We start from the raw sequence: 25,408 nt of genomic DNA, 5'->3' as shown, positions 1-25,408 counted from the left end.
GTCGTTTACCTTGGCTAAGCAGGCACTACTGGCCTGCTTTGAGAAATTCTCAGGCAGTATTGCCTGATTTTTAACCCCTGTCTACTGGGCTAATGTAACGCTTTGATTATCGATCAGACGTGCCTGACCCAGCCAGGCGGCGGCCAGAATCACCGCGCGTTTACTGGTTTCCGTCAGCTCCAGCAGCGTGTCGGCATCACGAATCTGAATATCGTCGGCACGGAAGCCTTTTTCATTCAGTTCCTGCTCGGCAATGGCAATAATCTCTTCCTGGTCACGATGGCCGGCAAGCAGCTTTTCAGCGATGCCGTTCATCACTTTGTGCAGACCCGGCGCAATTTTTCGCTGCTCTGCGGTCAGATAGCCGTTACGTGAGCTAAGCGCCAGACCGTCTTTGGCGCGAATAATCGGCACGCCAACGATCTCAATGTCATAACCCAGATCCGCCACCATTTTGCGGATCAGTGCGAGCTGCTGGAAATCTTTCTCGCCAAAGCAGGCGATATCAGGCTGGATCAGGTTAAACAGCTTGCTGACGATAGTGGAGACGCCACGGAAGTGGCCTGGACGGCTGGCGCCTTCCAGCATGGTGGAGAGACCGGGAACTTCAACGAACGTCTGGCCTTCCAGCCCCTGCGGGTAGATTTCCTCAACGGCTGGCGCAAAAACATAATCGACTTTACGCTTGTTCAGCTTTTCACAATCTTCCTGCAGCGTGCGCGGATAGCGCACCAGATCGTCCGGTCGGTCAAACTGCATCGGGTTGACGAAAATGCTGACGATCACCACATCAGCCCGCGCTTTTGCCTCATCGACCAGCTTCATATGGCCGTCGTGCAGGTTGCCCATGGTGGGAACCAGAGCGACGCGTTTGCCTTCCTGACGCAGACGACGAATATGCTGGCGCAGCAGCGGCAGGGTTTCAATGATTAACACGACAAGACTCCTTGAGTTGCCTGAGGAACCGTAGGCCGGATAAGGCGTTTACGCCGCCATCCGGCAACATGCAGCGAACCGCCTGATGGCGCTACGCTTTTCAGGCCGATATATGGCCTGAAAAATTAGTGGAAACTGTGTTCTTCGCCCGGATAAACGCCGGACTCCACTTCAGCCATATACTGCCGCACTGCGGCGCGCATGTCGCCTGCTTCATTGAGGAAATTCTTCGCAAATTTCGGGATGTGGCCACCGGTAATACCAAAGGCATCGTGCATGACGAGGATTTGTCCATCGGTGACGTTACCAGCGCCGATACCGATAACCGGAATCGACAGCGCTTCGGTGACGCGCTTCGCCAGCTCAACCGGCACGCACTCCAGCACCAGCAACTGAGCGCCAGCGGCTTCTAAGGCCAGCGCGTCATCCAGCAATACCTGCCCGGCGTCGCCGCGGCCCTGAATTTTATAGCCGCCGAAAATATTCACCGACTGCGGTGTTAATCCCAGATGACCGCAAACCGGTACGGCGCGTTCGGTGAGCATTTTTACCGTATCCACCAGCCAGGCGCCGCCTTCAATTTTGACCATATTGGCGCCCGCCCGCATCACCACCGCGGCGTTTTCAAATGCTTGTTCCGGCGTGGCGTAAGCCATAAATGGCAGGTCGGAGAGCAGCAGACAGTTGGGGGCGCCACGACGTACGGCACGAGTGTGGTAAGCAATATCTTCAACGGTGACCGGTAGCGTGGAGTCATGCCCCTGAATCGTCATGCCCAGCGAGTCGCCAACCAGCATCACATTAATGCCTTCGTCGGCAAATAACTTAGCGAAGCTGTAGTCGTAGGCGGTAATGGTTGCGAAGCGTTTTTTCTCTTGCTTGCATTTCTGCAGCAGTGAAATGGTGGTGGGTTTCATAACATTTCCTGATGATGAAAGTCATATTTATCGGCATTCTAACAGTCACATTCAGGGGGGCAATTGTTTTAAGCAACCGTTTGGCACTAAAGTAGTAAACGCTGAAGGGGAGGGGATACTTTACCAGTGTGCAGGTTTTGCGGCACCAAGATGGGTGAGGTGCTGATGCAGGCTGATACCCTCCGGGAAGATAAGCTCAGGTGCGATTTCAGCGAGCGGCCACAGCATAAAACCACGGTTTTTCATGTCGTAGTGCGGCACGGTCAGACGTTCGGTGTTAATCACTTCATCGCCAAACAGCATAATATCGAGGTCCAGAGTGCGCGGCCCCCAGCGTTCGGCTTTACGTACGCGTCCCTGTTGCAGCTCAATGCGTTGGGTATGATTAAGCAATTCTTCGGGAGCGAGAGTGGTTTCCAGCGCCACGGCAGCGTTCAGGTAATCTGGCTGATCCTGTGGGCCTAATGGCGGTGTGCGGTAAAAGGAGGAAACAGCGACGATACGGCTGTCGGGAATGTCGCCAATCGCTTTTACGGCAGCATTGACCTGCTCCAGAGGAGAGGCCAGATTACTGCCGAGAGCGATATAGGCGATGGTCACGCGGAACCTTCACGGCGCGGGGCGCGTTTACGCGGGCGACGATGACGACGGCGTTCCGGTTCTTCGTCGAGTTCGTTGAGCATGCCTTTTTGTTCCGGCGGTGCTGAAACCTGGAATTCTCCCCACCACTGCGCCAGACGCTGCAGCTCAGCGTTGTTTTCCACTTCGGCACGCAGGGCCAGCAGATCGTAAGCGGCGCGGAACTTCGGATGCTCCATCAGCTTCCAGGCGCGTTTGCCCTGGCGACGAGACATGCGTAGCTGCAACTGCCAGATATCACGGGTCAGCGAGGTCAGACGTTTCGGGATCGCCAGCGAGCGGCAGGCTTCATCCAGTACGTCGTTCATCGCCAGTGCGAAAGCATCGTAATAAGCCAGACCGCTTTCCTGGGCAATTTTCTGCGCAGCTTCCAGTAACGGATACCAGAACATGGCGGCGAACAAGAACGCCGGGTTAACGCGCATATCATTGTGGATGCGGTTATCGGTATTCTTCAGCACCTGAGCGATGATGCGTTCCATTGGGCTGTCACCGTCTTCGGTGAAATAGCGCGTAATGGTGGGGAACAGCGGCTGGAACAGGCTGTACTCACGCAGTTTTTTATAGGTTTCATACCCATAGCCCGCCTGTAACAGTTTGAGTGCTTCTTCAAACAGGCGTGCGGGGGGAATATCGTTAAGCAGTGTTGCCAGACGCGGGATTGGCTCAGCGGTTTCCGGGCTGATACGCATGTCGAGCTTGGCGGCAAAGCGCACGGCCCGCAGCATACGTACAGGGTCTTCGCGGTAGCGCGTTTCCGGATTACCGATCAGGCGAACGATGCCCTCTTCGAGATCCTGCATGCCACCAACGTAATCACGCACGGTGAAATCGGCCACGCTGTAATACAGGCTGTTAATCGTGAAGTCGCGACGCTGGGCATCTTCTTCGATGGAGCCGAAGATGTTGTCGCGCAGCAGCATACCGTTTTGTCCGCGCTGTGAGGTTGTGCGATCGGACTCGCTGCCTTCATGATGACCACGGAAAGTTGCCACTTCGATAATTTCCGGGCCAAACATGACATGGGCCAGACGGAAACGGCGACCAACCAGACGACAGTTACGAAACAGTTTTCGCACCTGATCTGGCGTGGCGTTAGTCGTGACATCAAAATCTTTCGGCTTTTTGCCCAGCAAAAGATCGCGTACGCCTCCGCCAACCAGCCATGCCTCGTATCCGGCCTTATTGAGCCTGTACATTACCTTCAGGGCATTTTCACTGATATCTTTGCGGGAGATAGAGTGCTGCTCACGCGGGATTACCGTCATATGTGGACGGGCGACGGCGAGCTCGGCCTCGCGCTCCTCGCGGCTTAGCACCTTGCGGCAAAAATTAGCGACTCGGGTAAAAATAGTGCACCTCGGTAGTGTCAAACTTCAATCAGAACAAGTGTTGCTGTGTAAAAATAGCGGCTAATCATAGCTCAGCATGATGCATTTGAGAATGGCGGATTTACGATCGCCGATTCTGGCACCGCTGTCAGACTCCAGTTTTCAATGGCAAACGTGAGAATCTGATCCATGCGCATCTCCTGCCACGGGATATCGGAGTGCTGGCCGAGAAAGCGCAGCGCAGCAACAATCACCGGGCGTGGATCGCCTTGCGGCAGTGCAGGTGCATGATTTTGTTTTGAAAGTTTAGCGCCTTGTTCGTTGAGCGCCAGCGGCAGATGAATATAGTCCGGCGCTTGCCAGCCGAACTGTTGATACAACGAAATTTGCCGTACCGTCGGTTCGATAAGATCGGCACCGCGCACAATTTCCGTCACGCCCTGGAAGTGGTCGTCTACCACCACCGCGAGGTTATAGGCAAACAGCCCGTCGCGACGGTGAATAATAAAATCTTCCTTTGCAAGCCGCGGATCAGCCTGAATCACACCGCGCAGTTGGTCCGTAAACTGCATCACCGGATGGCGTTGCTTAATGCGGACCGCCGCCTGTTCAGGCCCGTGGCGTAGCTCACGGCAATGACCGTCGTAAATACCGCCGACGCTTTGAATACGCGCGCGCGTACAGGTGCAGTAATAGCTCAGATCCTGCTGATGCAGCCAGGCCAGCGCCTCGCGGTAGGCGTCATGACGCTGGGATTGCCATAAAATATCGCCATCCCAGTGCAGTCCGTAATGTTCCAGCTGACGCAGAATCGTGTCTGCAGCACCGGGAACTTCACGAGGGGGGTCAATATCTTCAATGCGTACCCGCCAGATTCCGCGACGAGCACGGGCCTGCAGGTAACTCCCGAGGGCGGCAATCAGTGAACCAAAATGGAGTTCGCCAGAGGGGGAAGGGGCGAAGCGGCCAATATAATGTGAATCGCTCATTTTGCGGGCTAACAAATAATAAGGCGGGAGAAGCTCCCGCCTGTAGTAAACGTGGTAAAAATGACCGGAATTAACCTGCCATTTGTTTTTCGCGGATTTCTGCCAGCGTTTTACAGTCGATGCACAGATCGGCTGTCGGACGCGCTTCCAGACGGCGAATACCAATTTCTACGCCGCATGATTCGCAGTAGCCGAAATCTTCGTCTTCTACTTTCTTCAGCGTCTTCTCGATCTTTTTGATCAGTTTGCGCTCACGATCACGGTTACGCAGCTCAAGGCTGAATTCTTCTTCCTGTGCGGCGCGGTCCACCGGATCAGGGAAGTTAGCCGCTTCGTCTTGCATATGAGATACGGTGCGATCAACTTCATCCCTAAGTTGATTACGCCATGCCTCAAGAATACGCCTGAAGTGCGACAGCTGGGCTTCGTTCATATACTCTTCGCCCGGTTTCTCCTGGTACGGCTCCACCCCAGCGATGGCGAGAATACTCAGGGACGATGTTTTACGGTTTTGCCCTTCTTGCATGTTGCTTCTCCTTAACACGCACTATCGATCCCCATGTTCGGGGGAAAAATCAGGTCGCTATAAATAGCAGATGCTTTTCCGGATAGCAATTATCTAAACGTAACACTTGACAACCCTGTGAGGAAAAGCGTATTTGCCCACGCGCCCAGAATACTAATTAACCGAATATTTACACCATTACAAGGTAATGGGCAACGGCTCTTTAAGAGTCATACCATGGGCAGAAAGTTCCGCTTTATAAACCAGAATTTCTACCCCCTTAAGCTGTGCTTCAACTAATAATTGCGCATATTTTGCATCGATATGGCGCGCGGGTGAAAACCGTGTAATGGCTGAATGCAACACCGCGAAAAATATCACCGCGCGCTTGCCTTCGGCCGCTACGCTCATCAATTCCCGAAGATGTTTCTGACCTCGTTCAGTGATGGCATCGGGAAAATAACCCTGATCTTTTTCCGCCAACGTGACTGATTTCACTTCAATATAGCAGTCAGGTCGGGAATCCGCCTGTAACAAAAAGTCGATGCGGCTCCCTTCGGCGCCGTATTTTACTTCACTTTTCAAGGTGCTGTAGTCTGAAACTTCCGAAATTAACGAACGCTGAATAGCCTCTTTCGTTAATCTATTGGCCCACAGCGTGTTAACACAAATAAGTGCACCGGATTGGGTTTGCGTTAATTCCCAGGTATGTGGATATTTTCGTTTGGTATTTTCTGATGTCGAATACCAGACTGTATCTCCCGGCGTTGCGCAGCCGGTCATGGCTCCCGTATTGGGGCAGTGTAGCGTTAACGTTGTGCCATCCGGTGTGATCACATCCGCTAAAAAACGCTTATAGCGCTGAATGAGCGTTGCAGGTTGTAAAGGTGGAGAAAATTGCATGAACAGTTCCTTTGATTATTCAGTCAGCGTCCAGCGTTGCAACTGCGTGTAACGCGTGCGTCCTCGCATGAATGAGGAGGAGTAAAGCCCAAACTCCGTTACCGGAAACGACCAGCCAAACCCTGGCGGAGGGATAGATACCGCGTGACCGGCGTCACGCAGCAGCGTGATATGCGGGTGAAACGGCTGCGGGCTCTGGTGGCACCCACTGCGTGCGGCTTGTGCCCGCAACATGTTCGCCAACTGCAGCAGCCCGCGCGGCGGCTGACGCATTCCCAACCACACGACTCGCGAGCGCAGCCATTGCCCGGCATCGTCGAGTTTGAGCGTAAAACCCGGCTGGCGAATACGCCCTGCAAGCTGCGTTAACGCATGCTGCTTCTCAGCGCTGACGTCGCCCAAAAAGGCGAGCGTCAGATGCAGATTATCGGCGGCGACGGGACGACCCGCTTCAGGGGGGAACTGCGCGGCCCGCCAGTGGATTAACTGCTCCCGAACCTCGCCAGGCAATTCAATCGCAAAGAACAGCCTTTTTGGCTCAGACATGATGGATACTCGGTTATGAATTAACGCGATGCTACAATGCAGCGCGAAGAATGTTAACCCTCTGGAGTCATTTGTGACGTCGTTGCCCGTTGCCGCCGTAGTGCCTGAACTACTTACCGCCCTTGATGCCTCGTCGCAGGTTCTGCTGACGGCGCCGACCGGTGCCGGGAAATCAACCTGGCTGCCGTTGCGACTCCTTGAACATCGCGGTATCAAGGGACGGATTATTTTGCTGGAGCCGCGGCGTCTGGCAGCACGCAATGTGGCGCAGCGGTTGGCGGAATTGCTGAATGAAAAGCCTGGCGAGACCGTGGGGTATCGCATGCGTGCGCAAAGCTGCGTAGGGCCGCTGACCCGCCTTGAGGTGGTGACGGAGGGGGTTCTGACGCGCATGATCCAGCGCGACCCCGAATTGACGGGCGTTGGGCTGGTCATCCTCGACGAATTTCACGAGCGGAGTTTGCAGGCCGACCTGGCGCTGGCGCTGTTGCTGGATGTGCAGCAAGGGCTGCGTGACGATCTGAAACTGTTGATCATGTCTGCCACTTTGGACAACGGGCGTTTGCAGCAGATGTTGCCCGATGCGCCGACGATCGTTTCTGAAGGCCGCGCATTTCCCGTTGTTCGACGATATCAGCCGTTGGCGGCGCATCTGCGTTTTGCTGAAGCGGTAGCGGTAGCGACGGCAGAACTCCTGCGCCATGAAAGCGGGTCGCTGCTGCTGTTTTTACCGGGTGTAGGGGAAATCCTGCGCGTGCAGGAGCAACTGGCAACGCGTGTGGGCAGCGATGTGTTGTTGTGCCCACTGTACGGCGCGCTGACGCTTGCCGAGCAGCGTCAGGCGATTTTGCCCGCTCCGCAAGGCAAGCGCAAAGTGGTGCTGGCGACCAATATTGCCGAAACCAGCTTAACGATCGAAGGCATCCGGTTGGTGGTGGACAGCGCCCAGGAGCGCGTGGCGCGCTATGACGCGCGTACCGGTTTGACGCGACTAATTACCCAACGCATAAGCCAGGCCTCGATGACCCAGCGAGCGGGACGCGCGGGCCGTCTGGAACCCGGTATCTGCCTCCATTTGCTTGCCAAAGAGCAGGCGGAAAGAGCGGCGGCACAGGGAGAACCGGAGATTTTACAGTGCGACCTGTCCGGACTGCTGATGGAGTTACTGCAATGGGGATGCACCGACCCTGAGCAACTGAACTGGCTGGATACCCCGCCCGCCATCAACCTGCAGGCGGCAAAACGGCTGCTGCAGATGCTGGGGGCGCTTGAGGGTGACAGGCTCAGCGCCAGGGGGCAGAAAATGGCGACGTTGGGTAACGACCCCCGTTTAGCGGCTATGCTGGTTAGCGCCAACAATGACAATGAAGCGGCAACGGCGGCAAAACTGGCTGCGATTCTGGAAGAGCCGCCGCGCGGTGGCAGTACCGATCTGGCTGTAGCGTTTTCACGAAATCAGCCCGCCTGGCAGCAGCGCAGCCAACAATTACTGAAACGGCTTAACGTTCGCAGCGGACAGCCGGACAGCGCGCTGCTCCCCTCATTACTGGCGCGGGCGTTTGCCGATCGGATCGCGCGTCGGCGCGGGCAGGAAGGGCGCTATCAACTGGCGAATGGCATGGGGGCAATGCTGGATGCCGATGACGCCTCCGGACGCCATGAATGGCTGATTGCGCCGCTGTTACTGCAGGGCAGCGCTTCGCCGGATGCGCGTATTCTGCTGGCTCTGCCGCTGGATATCGAGGTGCTGATACAGGCATGCCCTGAACTGCTACAACAATCTGACACCATCGAATGGGATGAAACTCACGGAACGTTAAAAGCATTGCGTCGGTCGCGCATTGGCCAGCTAACGGTAAAAGTACAGGCGCTGGCCAAACCCTCGGAAGAGGAGTTACACCTGGCGATGTTGAACGGCATTCGCGATAAAGGGCTAAGTGTGCTCAACTGGACGCCGGAAGCCGAGCAATTTCGCCTGCGTCTGCAATGTGCGGCAAACTGGTTGCCAGAGTATAACTGGCCCGCGGTAGATGAGGATTCTCTGCTGGCGACGCTGGAGAGCTGGCTGCTGCCGCACATGAGCGGTGTGCATTCGCTACGCGCGTTAAAAGCGCTAAATGTGGGTCAGGCGTTGCGCGGTTTGCTGGATTGGTCAATGCTGCAACGTCTGGATAGTGAACTGCCAGCGCATTACACTGTGCCGACGGGAAGCCGGATTGCCATTCGCTATCATGAGGATAACCCTCCGGTATTGGCGGTTCGGATGCAGGAAATGTTTGGTGAAGCGAAGACCCCAACCATCGCCGAGGGGCGCGTGCCGCTGGTGCTGGAACTGCTATCTCCGGCGCAACGACCACTACAGGTAACGAGCGATTTGAGCGCGTTCTGGCAGGGATCGTACCGTGAGGTGCAAAAAGAGATGAAAGGGCGCTATCCCAAACATGTCTGGCCGGACGATCCGGCGAATACCGCGCCAACGCGGCGAACAAAGAAGTATTCGTAATGAAACTGTAGGTCGGATAAAGCGAAACCGTCATCCGGTATAAACACGGCAGTAAATTGAGAGATTTCTTCTTCTGTTAACTGACGGAAGAACAGAGAATCGGGCCCTTGCGCCTGAATGTTGCGGAGAAAAAGCATGGCGGGGAATGACCGCGAGCCAATTGGACGTAAAGGGAAACCCTCGCGTCCGGTGAAACAAAAGGTGAGCCGTCGTCAACTCAGAGATGAAGAGTATGACGACGATTATGATGATGATGACTATGAGGATGAAGAACCGATGCCGCGTAAGGGTAAAGGCAAAGGGCGTAAGCCTCGTGGTAAACGCGGCTGGTTCTGGCTGCTGGTAAAACTGTCGATTGTTTTTTTGGTGCTGATCGCCATTTACGGCGTTTATCTGGACCAAAAAATCCGCAGCCGTATAGATGGTAAAGTCTGGCAGCTTCCTGCGGCAGTATATGGCCGTATGGTTAACCTTGAGCCAGAAATGCCGATCGGCAAGAACGAGATGGTGAAACTGCTGGAGGCTACGCAGTATCGTCAGGTGACGAAGATGACGCGCCCTGGCGAATTCACCGTGCAGGCGAAAAGCATCGAGATGATCCGTCGTCCGTTTGATTTTCCGGACAGTAAAGAAGGGCAGGTGCGCGCGCGTCTGACCTTTGATGGCGACCATCTGGATACCATCGAGAATATGGATAACAACCGCCAGTTCGGTTTCTTCCGTCTCGATCCGCGGCTGATTACCATGCTCTCTTCGCCTAACGGTGAGCAGCGCCTGTTTGTCCCGCGCAGTGGATTCCCGGATCTGCTGGTGGACACGCTGCTGGCGACCGAAGATCGTCACTTCTATGAGCATGACGGTATCAGCCTCTATTCCATTGGCCGCGCGGTGCTGGCGAACCTGACGGCGGGGCGCACGGTACAAGGGGCCAGTACGCTGACCCAGCAACTGGTGAAAAACCTGTTCCTGTCCAGCGAACGTTCCTATTGGCGTAAAGCCAACGAAGCATATATGGCGCTGATCATGGATGCGCGTTACAGCAAAGACCGCATTCTTGAGCTGTACATGAACGAAGTCTATCTCGGTCAAAGCGGTGACAATGAGATCCGCGGCTTCCCGCTGGCGAGCCTCTACTACTTTGGCCGTCCGGTGGAAGAGCTGAGCCTCGACCAGCAGGCGCTGCTGGTAGGGATGGTTAAAGGAGCGTCAATCTATAACCCGTGGCGTAACCCGAAGCTGGCACTGGAGCGTCGTAACCTGGTGCTGCGTTTACTACAACAGCAGCAGATTATCGACCAGGATCTGTATGACATGCTGAGCGCGCGTCCGTTAGGCGTACAGCCGCGTGGTGGGGTGATCTCACCGCAGCCCGCCTTTATGCAGATGGTGCGCCAGGAGCTACAGGCAAAGCTGGGCGATAAAGTTAAAGACCTCTCCGGCGTGAAGATTTTCACCACCTTTGATTCCGTGGCGCAGGACGCTGCAGAAAAAGCGGCGGTGGAAGGTATTCCGGTGCTGAAGAAACAACGTAAGCTGAGCGATCTTGAGACCGCGATTGTGGTGGTCGACCGCTTTAGCGGCGAAGTGCGTGCCATGGTCGGTGGGGCAGAACCGCAGTTCGCTGGTTATAACCGTGCGATGCAGGCACGTCGTTCGATTGGTTCTTTGGCTAAACCAGCGACCTATCTGACCGCGCTCAGCCAGCCGAAACTGTACCGTCTGAATACCTGGATTGCCGATGCCCCGATTGCGCTGCGTCAGCCTAACGGCCAGGTGTGGTCGCCGCAGAACGATGACCGTCGCTATAGCGAAAGCGGAAAAGTGATGCTGGTGGATGCGTTAACGCGCTCAATGAACGTGCCAACGGTAAATCTGGGGATGGCGCTGGGCCTGCCTGCCGTAACCGATACCTGGCTGAAGCTGGGCGCGCCGAAAGATCAGCTTAATCCGGTTCCAGCCATGCTGCTGGGGGCGTTGAACCTGACGCCGATCGAAGTGGCGCAGGCGTTCCAGACTATCGCCAGCGGCGGGAACCGCGCGCCGCTGTCGGCGCTGCGTTCGGTGATTGCCGAAGATGGTACGGTGTTGTATCAGAGCTTCCCACAGGCCGAGCGTGCCGTTCCGGCGCAGGCGGCGTATATGACGCTGTGGACCATGCAACAGGTGGTTCAGCGTGGTACGGGCCGCCAGCTTGGCGCGAAATATCCTGGGCTTCATCTGGCAGGGAAAACCGGGACCACTAACAACAACGTGGATACCTGGTTTGCCGGGATCGACGGCAGCCAGGTAACCATCACCTGGGTGGGCCGTGATAACAACCAGCCAACCAAGCTGTACGGTGCCAGCGGTGCGATGTCGATTTATCAGCGTTATCTTGCCAACCAGACGCCAACACCGCTGGTGCTGACGCCGCCGGAAGATGTGGTGGATATGGGCGTGGACTACGACGGTAACTTCGTTTGTAGCGGGGGGATGCGTACGCTTCCGGTATGGACTACCGATCCTGATTCGCTGTGTCAGCAGGGTGAAATGATGCAACAGCCGACCGGGAATCCGTTCGATCAGTCAACGCCGCAACAGCAGCCTCAACAGCAGCAGCAACAACCGGCGCAGCAGGAAAAGAAAGATAGCGACGGCGTCGCTGGCTGGATAAAGGATATGTTCGGCAGTAACTGATATTGCTCAAAACCCGCTTCGGCGGGTTTTTCTTCTTTGGTCCATTCTCAGGGCCGAATAACATTCCAGCCTAATTTATTAACCCTTTCTTTTCATCTGGTTATTTCTTAACCCCTCAGTTTTAGTAGGGACGCGTATTGCTTGCTATCTCGCCAGAGTTTCGAATATTATGCTGCCGTTATAATAATAATTCTCGTTTACGTTATCATTCACTTTCATCAGAGAAATACCAATGGCGCGTCTTAAAACTGCTCAGCCAAGTTCATCGCTGCGTAAAATCGCAGTAGTGGTAGCCACAGCGGTTAGCGGCATGTCTGTCTATGCACAGGCGGCGGTTGACCCGAAAGAAGAAACCATCACCGTAACTGCTGCACCTGCCGCACAAGAAAGCGCATGGGGGCCTTCGCCGACAATTGCCGCGAAGCGTTCCGCCACCGCTACCAAAACCGACACGCCGATCGAAAAGACGCCACAGTCTGTTTCGGTAGTGACAAACGAAGAGATGCAGATCCATCAGTCTCGTTCCGTCAAGGAAGCGCTGGGTTATACCCCAGGGGTTGTGGTCAGTAACCGTGGTGCTTCAAATACATACGATTTTGTCAGCATCCGTGGTTTTACCTCTGTCGGTTTAAGCCAGAACAACTATCTGGATGGTCTGAAGCTACAAGGGAACTTCTATAACGACGCGGTTATCGATCCTTACATGCTGGAGCGTGTAGAGTTGATGCGTGGGCCAACTTCCGTGTTGTACGGTAAGAGTAACCCTGGCGGTATTATTTCGATGGTCAGCAAACGTCCAACCACCGAGCCGCTAAAAGAAGTTCAGTTTAAAATGGGAACAAATAATCTGTTCCAGACAGGATTTGATTTTAGTGATGCATTGGACGATAACGGTGAATTCTCTTACCGTTTAACCGGTCTGGCTCGTTCCACAAATGAGCAGCAGCAAGGTTCTGAATCACAGCGTTATACCGTTGCTCCGTCCTTCTCATGGCGTCCTGACGACAAGACTAACTTTACATTCCTTTCTTATTTCCAGAATGAACCCGAAACGGGTTACTACGGTTGGTTGCCGAAGGAAGGTACGGTTGAACCGCTACCTAACGGCAAGCGTTTGCCGACTGATTTTAATGAAGGTGCTTCAAATAATACTTATTCCCGCAATCAGAAAATGGTGGGGTACAGCTTTGAACACGACTTTAATGACACCTTCACTGTCCGGCAGAATTTACGTTTTGCTGAAATGAAAACGTCGCAGCAGAGCGTGTACGGTACGGGTATCTGTACAACAAATGCGTTTAACGCGCCTTGCCAGGCAATTCCGGCCGATCAGCGCGACCATTATCTTGGTCGTGGCACGGTTGTCGATGATGAACGTTTGCAGAACTTCAGTGTTGATACCCAGTTGCAGAGCAATTTCGCGACAGGAACGGTGGACCATACGTTGCTGACAGGTGTTGACTTCATGCGTATGCGTAATGATATCAATGCTAAATTTGGCACAGCTCCTGTTCTGGATCTTTATAACCCACAGCCTCTGGAAGATTTTGATTTCGACTCTACCGAGCCTTATCAGATGAACGAAACCAAACAAACCGGTATCTACATCCAGGATCAGGCGGAATGGGATAAGTGGGTCTTTACACTGGGTGGTCGTTATGACTGGTCACAGCAAGCGACGACGATTCGTCAGAATTCAACCACTCCGCAAGCGGGTTATATTGAGCGTAACGATCATCAGTTCACATGGCGTGGCGGTGTAAACTACCTGTTTGATAATGGTATTTCTCCGTACGTTAGCTATAGCCAGTCATTTGAACCAAACGCATTCGATCTCTACAGCACTCCACGCATGGCTTTTGCGCCATCCAAGGGTGAACAGTATGAAGCGGGTGTAAAATATGTGCCGAAAGATCTGCCTGTGGTTATTACGGCTGCGGCATATCATCTGACGAAGACGAATACGCTGACAACCGATCCGACCAACTCGAATCTGCAAGTTCCGTCAGGCGAAGTACGTTCTCAGGGCTTTGAATTTGAAGCTAAAGCGGCCTTGAATGCCAATATCAATGTGACTGCTTCATATACTTACACTGATGCGGAGTACACTAAGGACACCAATCTCAAAGGGAACAACGTAGAACAAGTTCCTGAAAATATGGCATCACTCTGGGGCGACTATACCTTTAACGAAGGCGTTCTGTCGGGACTGACCCTGGGAACCGGTGGACGTTTTATCGGTTCAAGCTATGGCGATCCTGCAAACACCTTTAAAGTGGGAAGTGCTGCTGTAATGGATGCCGTCGTGAAATACGATTTAGCGCGTTTTGGTATGGCTGGCTCTAGTGTTGCTGTCAACGTTACCAACCTGCTGGACCGTGAATATGTTTCTAGTTGCTTCCAAACCTATGGCTGCTTCTGGGGCGCAGAACGTCAGGTCGTTGCAACCGCAACCTTCCGTTTCTAATTTCTTTTTGGGCACGCTTTGCGTGCCCGTTTTACAAGTTGGCTGCTATGCAGGAAAACAGATCCCATCCCGACACCACTTTCGCGTTGCGTAATGTCTCCTTTCGTGTGCCTGGCCGCACGCTTTTGCATCCTCTCTCATTAACTTTTCCGGTGGGGAAAGTGACCGGCCTTATCGGTCACAACGGGTCCGGAAAATCGACGTTATTGAAAATGCTGGGACGTCATCAGCCGCCGTCGGAAGGTGAAATCCTGCTCGACGAACAGCCGCTGGAGAACTGGAGCAGTAAAGCGTTTGCCCGCAAGGTCGCCTATCTGCCGCAGCAGTTGCCGCAGGCCGAAGGGATGACGGTGCGTGAACTGGTGGCGATTGGCCGCTATCCGTGGCACGGGGCGCTGGGACGTTTTGGCGTTGCCGACAGAGAGAAAGTAGAAGAAGCTATTTCGTTGGTCGGCTTAAAACCGCTGGCGCACCGCCTGGTGGATAGCCTGTCCGGCGGAGAACGCCAGCGTGCGTGGATTGCCATGCTGGTGGCGCAGGACAGCCGCTGTCTGCTGCTTGATGAGCCGACTTCCGCGCTGGATATCGCTCATCAGGTTGACGTGCTGGCGCTGGTGCATCGCTTAAGCCAGCAGCGTGGGCTAACGGTGATTGCGGTGCTGCATGATATCAACATGGCGGCCCGCTACTGCGATTACTTAGTTGCGCTGCGCGGTGGTGAAATGATTGCGCAAGGAACGCCTGCTGAACTGATGCGCAGTGAAACTCTGGAACAGATTTACGGTATCCCGATGGGCATTTTGCCGCATCCGGCCGGTGCCGCACCCGTGAGTTTTGTCTATTAATGATTGAATTACATCATATTACCCGTCGGCGTCTGCTTACGGCGATGGCGCTCTCGCCGCTGCTGTGGCGGATGAATACGGCGTCCGCCGCGGCGATTGATCCGCAGCGTATTGTGGCGCTGGAATGGCTGCCGGTAGAGCTGTTGCTGGCGCTGGGTATTACGCCGTATGGCATTGCGGATATCCCTAACTACAAGCTGTGGGTCAGTGAGCCACCTCTACCGGACTCGGTGATTGATGTCGGGCTACGCACGGAACCCAATCTCGAACTGCTGACCGAAATGAAACCCTCGTTTCTGCTCTGGTCGGCAGGCTATGGTCCTTCCCCGGAAAAGCTGGCGCGTATTGCACCTGGTCGGGGATTTAACTTCAGCGACGGTAAAAAACCTCTGGTCGTTGCGCGACAATCGCTGCAGGAAATGGCGCAATTGTTCAATCTGCAGGACTCTGCTGAACGCCATCTGACTGAGTATGATCGTTTTATTGCCAGCCTGAAGCCGCGCTTCATTCAACGCGGTGCGCGCCCTGTGCTTCTCACCTCTCTGCTTGATTCGCGGCATATGCTGGTGTTTGGCCCAAACAGCCTGTTTCAGGACGTGCTGGACGAATATGGGATCCCCAACGCCTGGCAGGGAGAGACAAACTTTTGGGGCAGCACTGCCGTGAGTATTGACCGTCTGGCTGCTTTTCAGGATGTCGATGTATTGTGCTTTGATCACGGCAACGATAAAGAGATGGCTGCACTGATGTCTACGCCGTTGTGGCAGGCGATGCCCTTTGTTCGCAGCGGACGTTTTCAGCGCGTGCCGGCCGTCTGGTTCTATGGCGCAACGCTATCAGCCATGCATTTTGCCCGCATTCTGGATAATGCGCTGGGAGGCAAAGCGTGAGTAAACGTATCGCGCTGTTCCCCATTCTCCTGCTGACGGTTCTGTTTGTTGCCGCCTGTTGGCTCACATGGGTTAACTTCTCCGTTGCGCTACCGCGCAACCAGTGGCAACAGGCTATCTGGTCACCGGATATCGATGCCATTAAACAGATGGTTTTCCACTACAGCCTGCTGCCGAGGCTGGCTATTTCGCTGTTGGTCGGTGCCGGGCTGGGACTGGTCGGCGTATTGTTTCAGCAGGTGCTGCGTAACCCACTGGCGGAGCCAACCACGCTAGGTGTTGCGACCGGTGCGCAGTTGGGCATTACCGTCACGACGCTGTGGGCTATTCCCGGTGCGCTCACCACGCAATTTGCTGCGTTGGCAGGTGCTTGTGTCGTTGGGGCGCTGGTGTTTGGCGTCGCCTGGGGCAAACGTCTTTCTCCGGTGACGTTAATCCTCGCCGGACTGGTGGTCAGCCTGTACTGCGGGGCGATTAACCAGTTGATGGTTATCTTCCATCACGATCAACTGCAAAGCATGTTTTTATGGAGCAGCGGCACGCTAACCCAAACCGACTGGAGCGGCGTACAGCGACTGTGGCCGCAACTGCTGGGCGGCGTGATGCTGACTCTGCTGCTGTTGCGTCCAATGACGCTGATGGGACTGGATGACGGCGTGGCGCGTAACCTCGGTCTGGCGTTGTCGCTGGCGCGCCTGGCGGCCTTATCGCTGGCGATTGTCATCAGCGCCTTGCTGGTTAACGCGGTTGGGATTATCGGCTTTATTGGCCTGTTTGCACCGCTGCTGGCGAAAATGCTCGGCGCGCGGCGTCTGTTGGCGCGTCTGATGCTGGCCCCGCTGATTGGTGCGTTGATCCTCTGGCTCTCTGACCAAATCATTCTGTGGCTGACCCGCGTATGGATGGAAGTCTCCACCGGTTCGGTGACGGCGCTGATTGGTGCGCCATTGCTGCTGTGGCTGTTGCCGCGCCTTAGAAGTATGAGCGCACCGGATATGAATGCCAGCAACCGTATCGCCGCGGAGCGTCAGAATGTACTGATGTTTGCGCTGGCGGGCGGGGTGGTTTTGCTGCTGACTCTGGTGGTGGCGCTGTCGTTTGGCCGCGATGCGCACGGCTGGACATGGGCCAGCGGCGCGATGCTGGATGAACTGATGCCCTGGCGCTGGCCACGTATTCTGGCGGCGTTGATTGCCGGGGTTATGCTGGCGGTAGCGGGCTGTATTATTCAGCGTCTGACCGGAAACCCAATGGCTAGCCCGGAAGTTCTGGGCATTAGCTCCGGCGCGGCATTTGGCGTGGTGTTAATGCTGTTTCTGGTCCCCGGAAATGCCTTTGGCTGGCTTCTGCCCGCAGGGAGCCTCGGGGCTGCGGTCACCTTGCTTATCATTATGATTGCCGCCGGGCGCGGTGGTTTTTCGCCGCACCGTATGCTGCTGGCAGGGATGGCGCTCAGTACGGCGTTTACTATGTTGTTGATGATGCTGCAGGCCAGCGGCGATCCGCGTATGGCGGGCGTGCTGACCTGGATCTCCGGCTCAACCTATAACGCGACGGGCGAACAGGTACTGCGCACCGGGATTGTGATGGTTATCCTGCTGGCGCTGACGCCGCTGTGCCGTCGTTGGCTGACGATTTTACCGCTCGGCGGCGATACGGCGCGTGCGGTGGGTATGGCGATCACGCCGTCACGCGTGGGGTTACTGCTGTTGGCTGCGGGGCTAACGGCGACAGCAACCATGACCATTGGACCGTTGAGTTTTGTCGGACTGATGGCTCCGCATATTGCCCGAATGATGGGTTTTCGTCGCGCGATGCCGCATATGCTGATTTCGGCGCTGGCGGGAGGTGTGCTGCTGGTCTTTGCTGACTGGTGCGGCAGGATGGTGCTGTTTCCGTATCAGATCCCGGCAGGATTACTGTCGACATTTATTGGCGCGCCGTACTTTATCTATCTGCTACGTAAGCAGAGTCGCTGAGGTTAATCTCTTCCATTTAGGCGAAGCCGCCATCCGGCAATAAAAAAGCCGGGTGGCGGCTTCGCCTTACCCGGCCTACGTTATTTCTGGGCGTTATCTTTTACAATTTCGCAAACACCCGGCGCGCGGCGTCGATGGTGTTATTGATATCGTCTTCACTGTGCGCGACGGACATAAAGCCCGCTTCGAAGGCGGACGGCGCCAGGTAAATCCCTTCATCCAGCATCATGTGGAAGAAACGCTTGAAGCGTTCAACGTCGCATGCCATCACATCCTGATAGCAGGTCACGGTTTCTGCATCGGTGAAGAAAATCCCGAACATCCCGCCCACATGGTTAACCACCAGCGGAATATTTGTTTCTGCGGCGGCTTCCAGCAGACCTTCCGCCAGACGCGTCGTCAGTTCATTTAGCGTTTCATGAATACCCGGCTGGGCCACTTCGTTCAGACAAGCAAAGCCTGCCGCCATCGCAATCGGGTTACCTGAAAGCGTACCCGCCTGATAAACCGGACCGGTTGGCGCCAGCGCGTCCATCACATCACGGCGACCGCCGAATGCGCCAACGGGCATCCCGCCACCGATGATTTTGCCAAGGCAGGTCAGATCCGGAACGACGCCGTAATAATCCTGCGCACCGGCCAGCGCCACGCGGAAACCGGTCATGACTTCATCGATGATCAACAGCGCGCCAAACTCATCACACAGGGCACGCAGGCCCGGCAGGAATTCCGGCAGCGGCGGGATGCAGTTCATGTTGCCCGCAACCGGCTCAACGATAATGCAGGCGATCTCCTGCGGATACTGTTCAAATGCCGCACGAACTGAAGAGAGATCGTTGTAGGTGCAGGTCAGGGTGTGTTTCGCGAAATCGGCCGGAACGCCCGGGGAGTTTGGCTGACCCAGCGTTAACGCGCCGGAACCAGCTTTAACCAGCAGGCAGTCGGCATGACCGTGATAGCAACCTTCAAATTTGATGATCTTATCGCGACCGGTGAAACCGCGCGCCAGACGGATTGCGCTCATCGTCGCTTCCGTACCGGAGTTCACCATACGCACCATATCCATGGTCGGCACAAGTTCAGTGACCAGCTCCGCCATTTTCACTTCCATCTCGGTCGGCGCGCCGAAGCTTAAACCGCGTTCTGCGGCTTCAATCACCGCATTGCGAATTGCCGGGTGGTTATGGCCCAGTACCATCGGTCCCCAGGAACCGACGTAATCGACATAGGCTTTACCATCGACATCGTACAGATACGCGCCGTCCGCTTTTTCGATAAACAGCGGAGTACCACCCACGCCAGTAAAGGCGCGAACGGGGGAGTTAACGCCGCCAGGGATAAGTTCGCGTGCTGCGCTGTAGAGATTTTCAGACTTACTCATGGATGGGGTCCTGGTTCGTAGAAAAAGTAAATGCCCGCTATTCTAGTTATTCAGAGAAGGTTATGAAAGTTTTACGCATTTGAAACAATGCGATTTGCAGGGGATTTTCGTGAAATGTGCGAGTAGAATGCCGATTCCGTATTTGTATTACCAATTAATGATCATCTGATGAAGACTGACTCTCCCTCTTTTGAAGCACAACAAATTGTGCGTTTACGCCGCAGGGATCAAATCCGTCGACTCCTGGAACGCGACAAAACGCCGCTGGCGATCCTTTTGATGGCCGCCGTTGTCGGTACCGTGACGGGGCTTGTTGGCGTGGCATTTGAGAAAGCGGTGACCTGGGTGCAAAATCAGCGCATTGGCGCCCTGGCCCAGGTTGCGGACCATGCCATTCTGCTGTGGCCGCTGGCGTTTATTCTCTCTGCATTGCTGGCGATGGTCGGCTATTTTCTGGTTCGTAAATTTGCGCCGGAAGCGGGAGGCTCGGGGATCCCTGAGATTGAAGGCGCGCTGGAAGAGCTACGACCTGTGCGCTGGTGGCGCGTTCTGCCGGTAAAATTTATTGGCGGCATGGGCACGCTGGGAGCCGGTATGGTGCTCGGGCGAGAAGGGCCGACCGTACAGATAGGCGGTAACATTGGGCGCATGGTGCTGGATATTTTCCGCATGCGCAGCGCTGAAGCGCGACATACCCTGCTGGCCACCGGTGCGGCTGCGGGTTTGTCGGCGGCGTTTAATGCGCCTCTGGCGGGGATCCTGTTCATTATTGAAGAGATGCGCCCGCAGTTTCGCTATAACCTCGTCTCGATCAAAGCCGTGTTTACCGGCGTTATTATGTCGAGCATCGTGTTTCGTGTGTTCAACGGTGAAGCACCGATTATTGAAGTCGGGAAGCTGTCTAATGCGCCGGTAAATACGCTGTGGCTGTATCTTGTGCTGGGGCTTATTTTTGGCTGTGTCGGGCCGTTGTTCAACACCATGGTGTTGCGTACCCAGGATATGTTCCAGCGCTTCCACGGCGGTGAAATTAAAAAATGGGTGCTGATGGGTGGCGCGATTGGTGGCCTGTGCGGGATCCTGGGATTAATTAAACCGGAAGCGGCAGGCGGCGGGTTTAACCTGATTCCTATCGCCGCGGCGGGTAATTTTAGCGTCGGTTTACTGCTGTTTATATTTATTACCCGGGTGATCACCACGCTGCTGTGCTTCTCGTCCGGCGCGCCCGGTGGGATTTTTGCCCCGATGCTGGCGTTGGGCACATTACTTGGCACTGCGTTCGGTATGGCCGCGGCGGCCTCTTTTCCACAGTATCATCTGGAGGCCGGAACCTTTGCCATTGCCGGAATGGGAGCTTTGCTGGCGGCTTCGGTACGTGCACCGCTAACCGGTATTGTACTGGTGCTGGAGATGACCGATAACTATCAGCTCATTTTGCCAATGATTATTACCTGTCTTGGCGCAACACTATTAGCCCAATTTATGGGTGGAAAGCCGCTATACTCGACTATCCTTGCCCGCACGCTGGCAAAACAGGAAGCGGAGCAGGCAGCAAAAAGCCAGAGTACCGCCGCTGGCGAGAATACTTGAACGAAATACCAGGGTATTAGATAATGGCCTTAACCATTGGGTTATAATTTGCCCAATTGCCAATGTCGTTTGGAGCAAAATATGAGTGATGACGTAGCGCTGCCACTGCAATTTACTGAAGCAGCAGCCAATAAAGTAAAAAGCCTGATCGCTGACGAAGATAACCCGAATCTGAAATTACGCGTGTATATCACCGGCGGTGGTTGCAGCGGTTTCCAGTACGGTTTCACCTTTGATGATCAGGTGAACGATGGTGATATGACCATTGAGAAACAAGGTGTGGGTCTGGTGGTTGATCCTATGAGCCTGCAATATCTGGTGGGCGGCGCGGTTGACTATACCGAAGGTCTGGAAGGTTCCCGCTTCGTTGTGACTAACCCCAATGCGAAAAGCACCTGCGGGTGTGGTTCTTCTTTCAGCATCTGATTGCTGCCTGTAATACCGATGGTCTGATGGTGTAGGCCCGGTAAGCGTAGCGCCACCGGGCAATGTGCCGGTTGGCGGCGTAAACGCCTTATCCGGCCTACATGTTCTGCATCATCACATCAACGCCCGTTATCATCCAGAGCAAACGTCGGCAATTTCAAATGCCAGCGAATGGCGGCAAGCCTAATCAGCAGGGTGACGATCATCCCCATCATACTGGCGTTTTCCAGCGATACATTAAAGGTATAAAAAGCTGTCGCATGCACGATCCCGCCGATAATACATGCCGTGGCGTAGATTTCGGTGCGCAGAATCATCGGGACTTCACGAGCTAACACGTCGCGAATGATCCCGCCGCCGACGCCGGTAATCACCCCCATACAAATCGCCACCAGGGGGCCCGTCCCTGCGAGAAATGCTTTATTGACGCCAATCCCCACGAACACAGCCAGGCCAACGGCATCCAGCACTGGAAGGATCCACTTCGGTAAACGTCGTGGCTGACGTACCAGCAGGATTGTCAGCATGCTGGTGATCATTGCCACCACCAGATCGGTGGGATCCTTAACCCAAAATACCGGCCCATGATCCAGCGCCATATCGCGGATCGTTCCGCCGCCAACGGCGGTAACCACCCCGAGGACCAGGACGCCAAACGGGTCCATTCGCAATTTTCCGGCCAGTAAGACGCCAGAGATAGCAAATACCGCGGTGCCGACAATATCCAGCCAATAGACGAGCATTCTTAAATCCTCACAACAGACCTGGTGGGGGCAGGCGCTAATTTATCTGTGAAAGCGCATTACAGAGTTGTTTTGCGGCGAGGATAATACGCGGGCTCGCGCGTTCGAACCAGTCACTATTAAGTGTAATAATGGGTATTTTTAGCTGGTTTCCCCAGTATTGTTCAATTTTCAGAGTTTCGCCTGGCCCTCCGGTTGCAACAATAGCCTGGGGCGCTCGTGCCAGGACCTGCTCACGGCTAACCTGTGGCCAGGGGACCCGACTGCCGGCAAAGATGTTTTCTCCACCGCATACCTCAAGAACTTCGTGCTGAATGGAGCCTTTTCCACTGGTAAACAGAGGATTTGCGCCAAACTGGAGAAACACGCGTTTTTTCGGTTTGTTGGCATACCGAGATTTTAGTAAAGCATAGTCATCAAGCATGGTTTGCGCCGCCTGTTTTGCCTGCTCAGGTTTTGGGCTCCACGCTGCCAGCTGGCGGAGCGCATCGGCGACCTGCTCGATGGTTACGGCGTCCACCCAGATGACCTTAATTCCCAGGGCGGTCAGCTGATTCACCTGCCGCTCAGCATTTCCCCCGCGCCAGGCGACGACTAAATCCGGTTTAAGCGCCACAATGCGTTCAAGGTTCATACCTTGCCAGGTGGAAACCTCCTCGATATTTTTGGCCGCTGGCGGGTAGTTTGAGTAGCTACTGACGCCTACGGGTGTAATGCCGGCGGCAAAGGCGAGTTCGGTATTGGCAGGAGAAAGCGTCACAACACGCGGTGCGGCGTACAGGAACGCCGGAAGAGTGAATAGCAGGGCGACCAGCGCCCTGGAGAGTAATTTAGCCATGCGCCAGTTTCTGTACCAGCGTTTCAACCATCAGGCTTGACTGTTTCGCGGCAACAACCAGGAACTCGTCAAAGCTGAGATGGGACTGCTGATCGGCGACGTCAGAGATGGCGCGAACCACGACAAACGGCACATTGAAGTTATGGCAAACGTGCGCAATCGCGGTCGCTTCCATCTCAACGGCAATGGCCTGCGGGAAGTTATGCTTAATTTTAGCCAGACCCACGGAGCCATTAATGAAGGCATCGCCGCTGACGATAAGTCCGCGAACGGCGTTCAAATTGAGTTGTGCAATGCAGGATTCTGCTGCAGCAATCAGCGCAGGATCGGCTTTAAAACCAGCCGGGCAGCCCGGTAACTGACCAAATTCATAGCCAAAGGCGGTGACGTCGGCATCGTGATAGCGCGCTTCGTCAGAAACCACAATATCGCCGACTTTCAGCGTAGAGGCCAGGCCGCCCGCGGAACCAGTGTTAATGATGGCATCCGGCTTGCAGCGTTCAAGCAGCAGCGTAGCGCCCAGCGCCGCCGCCACTTTACCGATACCTGATTTCAGTAGCGCAACCTCTGTACCGTTCAGTTGGCCGGTGTAAATTTCACAACCGCCGAGAGAGAGGGTCTGACGGTTTTCGATTTTGTCACGCAGCAGCGTAACTTCTTCTTCCATTGCACCAATGATGCCGATTTTCATAGATTTACTCGCGATAAGCCAGATTTGAGGGCATAGTCTATCATGCGCTTAAGGGGTAGCGCATTTCTCAGGCGGGAGAGGATATGGTACAGATCGATTTCCGAAAAAAAATAAACTGGCATCGTCGTTACCGTTCGCCGCAGGGCGTGAAGACGGAGCATGAGATCCTGCGTATTTTCGAAAGCGATCGTGGACGTATTATCAATTCTCCGGCTATTCGCCGACTGCAACAAAAAACCCAGGTTTTTCCGCTGGAGCGTAACGCGGCGGTGCGCACGCGCCTGACGCACTCGATGGAAGTTCAGCAAGTTGGGCGCTATATCGCTAAAGAGATCCTCAGCCGACTGAAAGAACTAAAACTGCTGGAGCAGTATGGTCTGGATGAACTGACGGGACCGTTTGAGAGTATTGTCGAAATGTCGTGCCTGATGCATGACATTGGCAATCCGCCGTTTGGTCATTTTGGTGAAGCGGCGATTAATGACTGGTTCCGCCAGCGGCTGTATCCCGCCGACGCGGAAAGTCAGCCCCTCAGCGATGACCGCTGCCTGGTGGCGGCGTTACGTTTGCGCGAAGGCGAAGAGTCGCTGAATGATATTCGCCGTAAGGTGCGTCAGGACCTGTGCCATTTTGAAGGTAATGCCCAGGGGATTCGTCTGGTGCATACTTTGATGCGTATGAATCTTACCTGGGCTCAGGTTGGCGGTATTTTAAAATATACCCGTCCGGCGTGGTGGCGTGGAAGTACGCCTACGACGCATGACTATTTAATGAAGAAACCGGGCTATTACCTTTCTGAAGAACCGTATATTGAACGGTTACGTAAAGAATTATCATTAGCGCCCTACAGTCGCTTTCCATTAACCTGGATAATGGAAGCTGCCGATGATATCTCTTATTGCGTGGCCGACCTGGAAGATGCCGTTGAGAAAAGAATCTTTAGCGTCGAGCAACTTTATCACCATCTGCATGAGGCGTGGGGGCATCACGAAAAAGGTTCTCTATTTAGCCAGGTTGTTGAGAATGCTTGGGAGAAATCACGTTCAAATACATTAAGCCGGAGCACGGAAGATCAGTTCTTTATGTATTTACGCGTCAATACGCTGAATAAACTGGTGCCGTATGCAGCCCAGCGGTTTATTGATAATTTACCGCAGGTTTTTGACGGCAGCTTTAATCACGCCCTGTTAGAAGATGCCAGTAGCTTTAGTCAGTTGCTGGGTGTCTATAAAAATGTGGCGGTAAAACACGTATTTAGTCATCCGGACGTTGAGCAGTTGGAATTGCAGGGGTATCGGGTGATCAGCGGGTTGCTGGAGATCTATCAGCCTTTATTAAAAATGTCCCAGTCAGATTTTACTGAGCTGGTCGACAATGAAAGAGTTAAACGTTTTCCTATCGAATCACGATTATTTCAGAAGTTGTCTACTCGCCATCGTCTTGCTTATGTCGAGGCGGTTAGTAAAATATCAACGGGTTGCGCTGAGTTTTCGGTAATGGAATATTATTATCGCTGCCGGCTGATTCAGGATTATATCAGCGGGATGACCGATCTGTATGCCTGGGATGAATATCGTCGCTTGATGGCCGTAGAACAATAAATACTCATTTGT

The 25,408-nt window shown here is 54.5% G+C and carries 21 protein-coding genes and 1 pseudogene; 10 read left to right on the top strand and 12 right to left on the bottom strand.

What is annotated here, in order from left to right; genetic code table 11:
- Positions 1–81: 81 nt before the first annotated feature.
- The 8 genes from panC to thpR form a co-directional block, all read right to left on the bottom strand.
- On the bottom strand, positions 82–936 hold the full coding sequence (gene panC / locus HV350_RS20125; RefSeq protein WP_016151737.1) for a pantoate--beta-alanine ligase: 855 nt from the start codon (positions 934–936) through the stop codon (positions 82–84).
- A 125-nt stretch (positions 937–1,061) separates the two neighbouring features.
- Positions 1,062–1,853, bottom strand: coding sequence for a 3-methyl-2-oxobutanoate hydroxymethyltransferase (gene panB, locus HV350_RS20120; RefSeq protein ID WP_003829230.1), 792 nt, complete (start codon positions 1,851–1,853; stop codon positions 1,062–1,064).
- Between the two features lie 120 nt (positions 1,854–1,973).
- On the bottom strand, positions 1,974–2,453 hold the full coding sequence (gene folK / locus HV350_RS20115; protein ID WP_016151739.1) for a 2-amino-4-hydroxy-6-hydroxymethyldihydropteridine diphosphokinase: 480 nt from the start codon (positions 2,451–2,453) through the stop codon (positions 1,974–1,976).
- On the bottom strand, positions 2,450–3,844 hold the full coding sequence (gene pcnB / locus HV350_RS20110) for a polynucleotide adenylyltransferase PcnB (RefSeq protein ID WP_203457720.1): 1,395 nt from the start codon (positions 3,842–3,844) through the stop codon (positions 2,450–2,452). The genes folK and pcnB overlap by 4 nt, the downstream gene beginning before the upstream one ends.
- Before the next feature lie 71 nt (positions 3,845–3,915).
- Complete coding sequence (gene gluQRS / locus HV350_RS20105; protein ID WP_181629203.1) at positions 3,916–4,812, bottom strand: tRNA glutamyl-Q(34) synthetase GluQRS; 897 nt, start codon at positions 4,810–4,812, stop codon at positions 3,916–3,918.
- 70 nt (positions 4,813–4,882) lie between these two features.
- Positions 4,883–5,338, bottom strand: coding sequence for an RNA polymerase-binding protein DksA (gene dksA, locus HV350_RS20100; RefSeq protein ID WP_003018625.1), 456 nt, complete (start codon positions 5,336–5,338; stop codon positions 4,883–4,885).
- 177 nt (positions 5,339–5,515) lie between these two features.
- Positions 5,516–6,220 (bottom strand): DNA/RNA nuclease SfsA, encoded by a 705-nt coding sequence (sfsA, locus tag HV350_RS20095; protein WP_016151742.1) that lies wholly within the window; start codon positions 6,218–6,220, stop codon positions 5,516–5,518.
- A gap of 15 nt (positions 6,221–6,235) precedes the next feature.
- A complete protein-coding gene (gene thpR / locus HV350_RS20090; protein ID WP_016155716.1) occupies positions 6,236–6,766 on the bottom strand; it encodes an RNA 2',3'-cyclic phosphodiesterase in 531 nt (176 codons plus the stop codon).
- A 73-nt stretch (positions 6,767–6,839) separates the two neighbouring features.
- Here thpR and hrpB point away from each other — a divergent pair, with 73 nt between their 5' ends.
- The 6 genes from hrpB (at position 6,840) to fhuB (ending at position 18,126) form a co-directional block, all read left to right on the top strand.
- Entirely contained in the window at positions 6,840–9,269 is a 2,430-nt protein-coding gene (gene hrpB / locus HV350_RS20085) for an ATP-dependent helicase HrpB (protein WP_181626505.1), read from the top strand.
- 135 nt (positions 9,270–9,404) lie between these two features.
- The gene (mrcB, locus tag HV350_RS20080; RefSeq protein WP_016151745.1) at positions 9,405–11,945 is read left to right on the top strand and encodes a bifunctional glycosyl transferase/transpeptidase; all 2,541 of its coding nucleotides are present in this window, start codon (positions 9,405–9,407) and stop codon (positions 11,943–11,945) included.
- Positions 11,946–12,177: 232 nt separating this feature from the next.
- Positions 12,178–14,412: a ferrichrome porin FhuA gene (fhuA, locus tag HV350_RS20075; RefSeq protein WP_016155718.1), complete on the top strand. Its 2,235-nt coding sequence runs from the start codon at positions 12,178–12,180 to the stop codon at positions 14,410–14,412.
- Between the two features lie 47 nt (positions 14,413–14,459).
- Positions 14,460–15,257 (top strand): Fe3+-hydroxamate ABC transporter ATP-binding protein FhuC, encoded by a 798-nt coding sequence (gene fhuC, locus HV350_RS20070; RefSeq protein ID WP_003845793.1) that lies wholly within the window; start codon positions 14,460–14,462, stop codon positions 15,255–15,257.
- Positions 15,257–16,147: a Fe(3+)-hydroxamate ABC transporter substrate-binding protein FhuD gene (gene fhuD, locus HV350_RS20065; protein WP_049042714.1), complete on the top strand. Its 891-nt coding sequence runs from the start codon at positions 15,257–15,259 to the stop codon at positions 16,145–16,147. Before fhuC ends, fhuD begins: the two co-directional genes overlap by 1 nt.
- Entirely contained in the window at positions 16,144–18,126 is a 1,983-nt protein-coding gene (gene fhuB, locus HV350_RS20060) for a Fe(3+)-hydroxamate ABC transporter permease FhuB (protein WP_019078398.1), read from the top strand. Before fhuD ends, fhuB begins: the two co-directional genes overlap by 4 nt.
- 100 nt (positions 18,127–18,226) lie before the next feature.
- On the opposite strand, the gene hemL is transcribed toward fhuB, so the two are convergent.
- The gene (gene hemL, locus HV350_RS20055) at positions 18,227–19,507 is read right to left on the bottom strand and encodes a glutamate-1-semialdehyde 2,1-aminomutase (RefSeq protein WP_016151749.1); all 1,281 of its coding nucleotides are present in this window, start codon (positions 19,505–19,507) and stop codon (positions 18,227–18,229) included.
- Positions 19,508–19,675: 168 nt separating this feature from the next.
- On the opposite strand from hemL, the gene clcA reads away from it, so the two are divergent.
- The 3 genes and pseudogenes from clcA (at position 19,676) to erpA (ending at position 21,523) form a co-directional block, all read left to right on the top strand.
- On the top strand, positions 19,676–21,097 hold the full coding sequence (gene clcA / locus HV350_RS20050) for a H(+)/Cl(-) exchange transporter ClcA (RefSeq protein WP_019078400.1): 1,422 nt from the start codon (positions 19,676–19,678) through the stop codon (positions 21,095–21,097).
- A gap of 23 nt (positions 21,098–21,120) precedes the next feature.
- Positions 21,121–21,186: pseudogene (yadW, locus tag HV350_RS26545) on the top strand (small protein YadW).
- On the top strand, positions 21,179–21,523 hold the full coding sequence (erpA, locus tag HV350_RS20045; RefSeq protein ID WP_003018581.1) for an iron-sulfur cluster insertion protein ErpA: 345 nt from the start codon (positions 21,179–21,181) through the stop codon (positions 21,521–21,523). Before yadW ends, erpA begins: the two are co-directional and overlap by 8 nt.
- A gap of 119 nt (positions 21,524–21,642) precedes the next feature.
- On the opposite strand, the gene HV350_RS20040 is transcribed toward erpA, so the two are convergent.
- From HV350_RS20040 to mtnN, 3 genes are read right to left on the bottom strand one after another with little or no spacing between them, the layout of a single operon-like run.
- Positions 21,643–22,266, bottom strand: coding sequence for a TRIC cation channel family protein (locus HV350_RS20040; RefSeq protein ID WP_006686772.1), 624 nt, complete (start codon positions 22,264–22,266; stop codon positions 21,643–21,645).
- Between the two features lie 37 nt (positions 22,267–22,303).
- On the bottom strand, positions 22,304–23,104 hold the full coding sequence (gene btuF / locus HV350_RS20035; protein WP_016155723.1) for a vitamin B12 ABC transporter substrate-binding protein BtuF: 801 nt from the start codon (positions 23,102–23,104) through the stop codon (positions 22,304–22,306).
- Positions 23,097–23,795 carry a 5'-methylthioadenosine/S-adenosylhomocysteine nucleosidase gene (mtnN, locus tag HV350_RS20030; protein WP_016151752.1) on the bottom strand — a complete coding sequence of 233 codons (699 nt, stop codon included), beginning with the start codon at positions 23,793–23,795 and terminating at the stop codon, positions 23,097–23,099. Before mtnN ends, btuF begins: the two co-directional genes overlap by 8 nt.
- Positions 23,796–23,878: 83 nt before the next feature.
- On the opposite strand from mtnN, the gene dgt reads away from it, so the two are divergent.
- Positions 23,879–25,396, top strand: coding sequence for a dGTPase (gene dgt, locus HV350_RS20025; RefSeq protein WP_016155724.1), 1,518 nt, complete (start codon positions 23,879–23,881; stop codon positions 25,394–25,396).
- The last annotated feature ends 12 nt before the right edge of the window (positions 25,397–25,408 follow it).

This window comes from Citrobacter sp. RHBSTW-01013 (genome assembly GCF_013781985.1).
Classification (GTDB): domain Bacteria; phylum Pseudomonadota; class Gammaproteobacteria; order Enterobacterales; family Enterobacteriaceae; genus Citrobacter; species Citrobacter braakii.
Note: the sequence above shows the minus strand (reverse complement) of the source record. Positions and strands in the feature narration are given on the sequence as shown.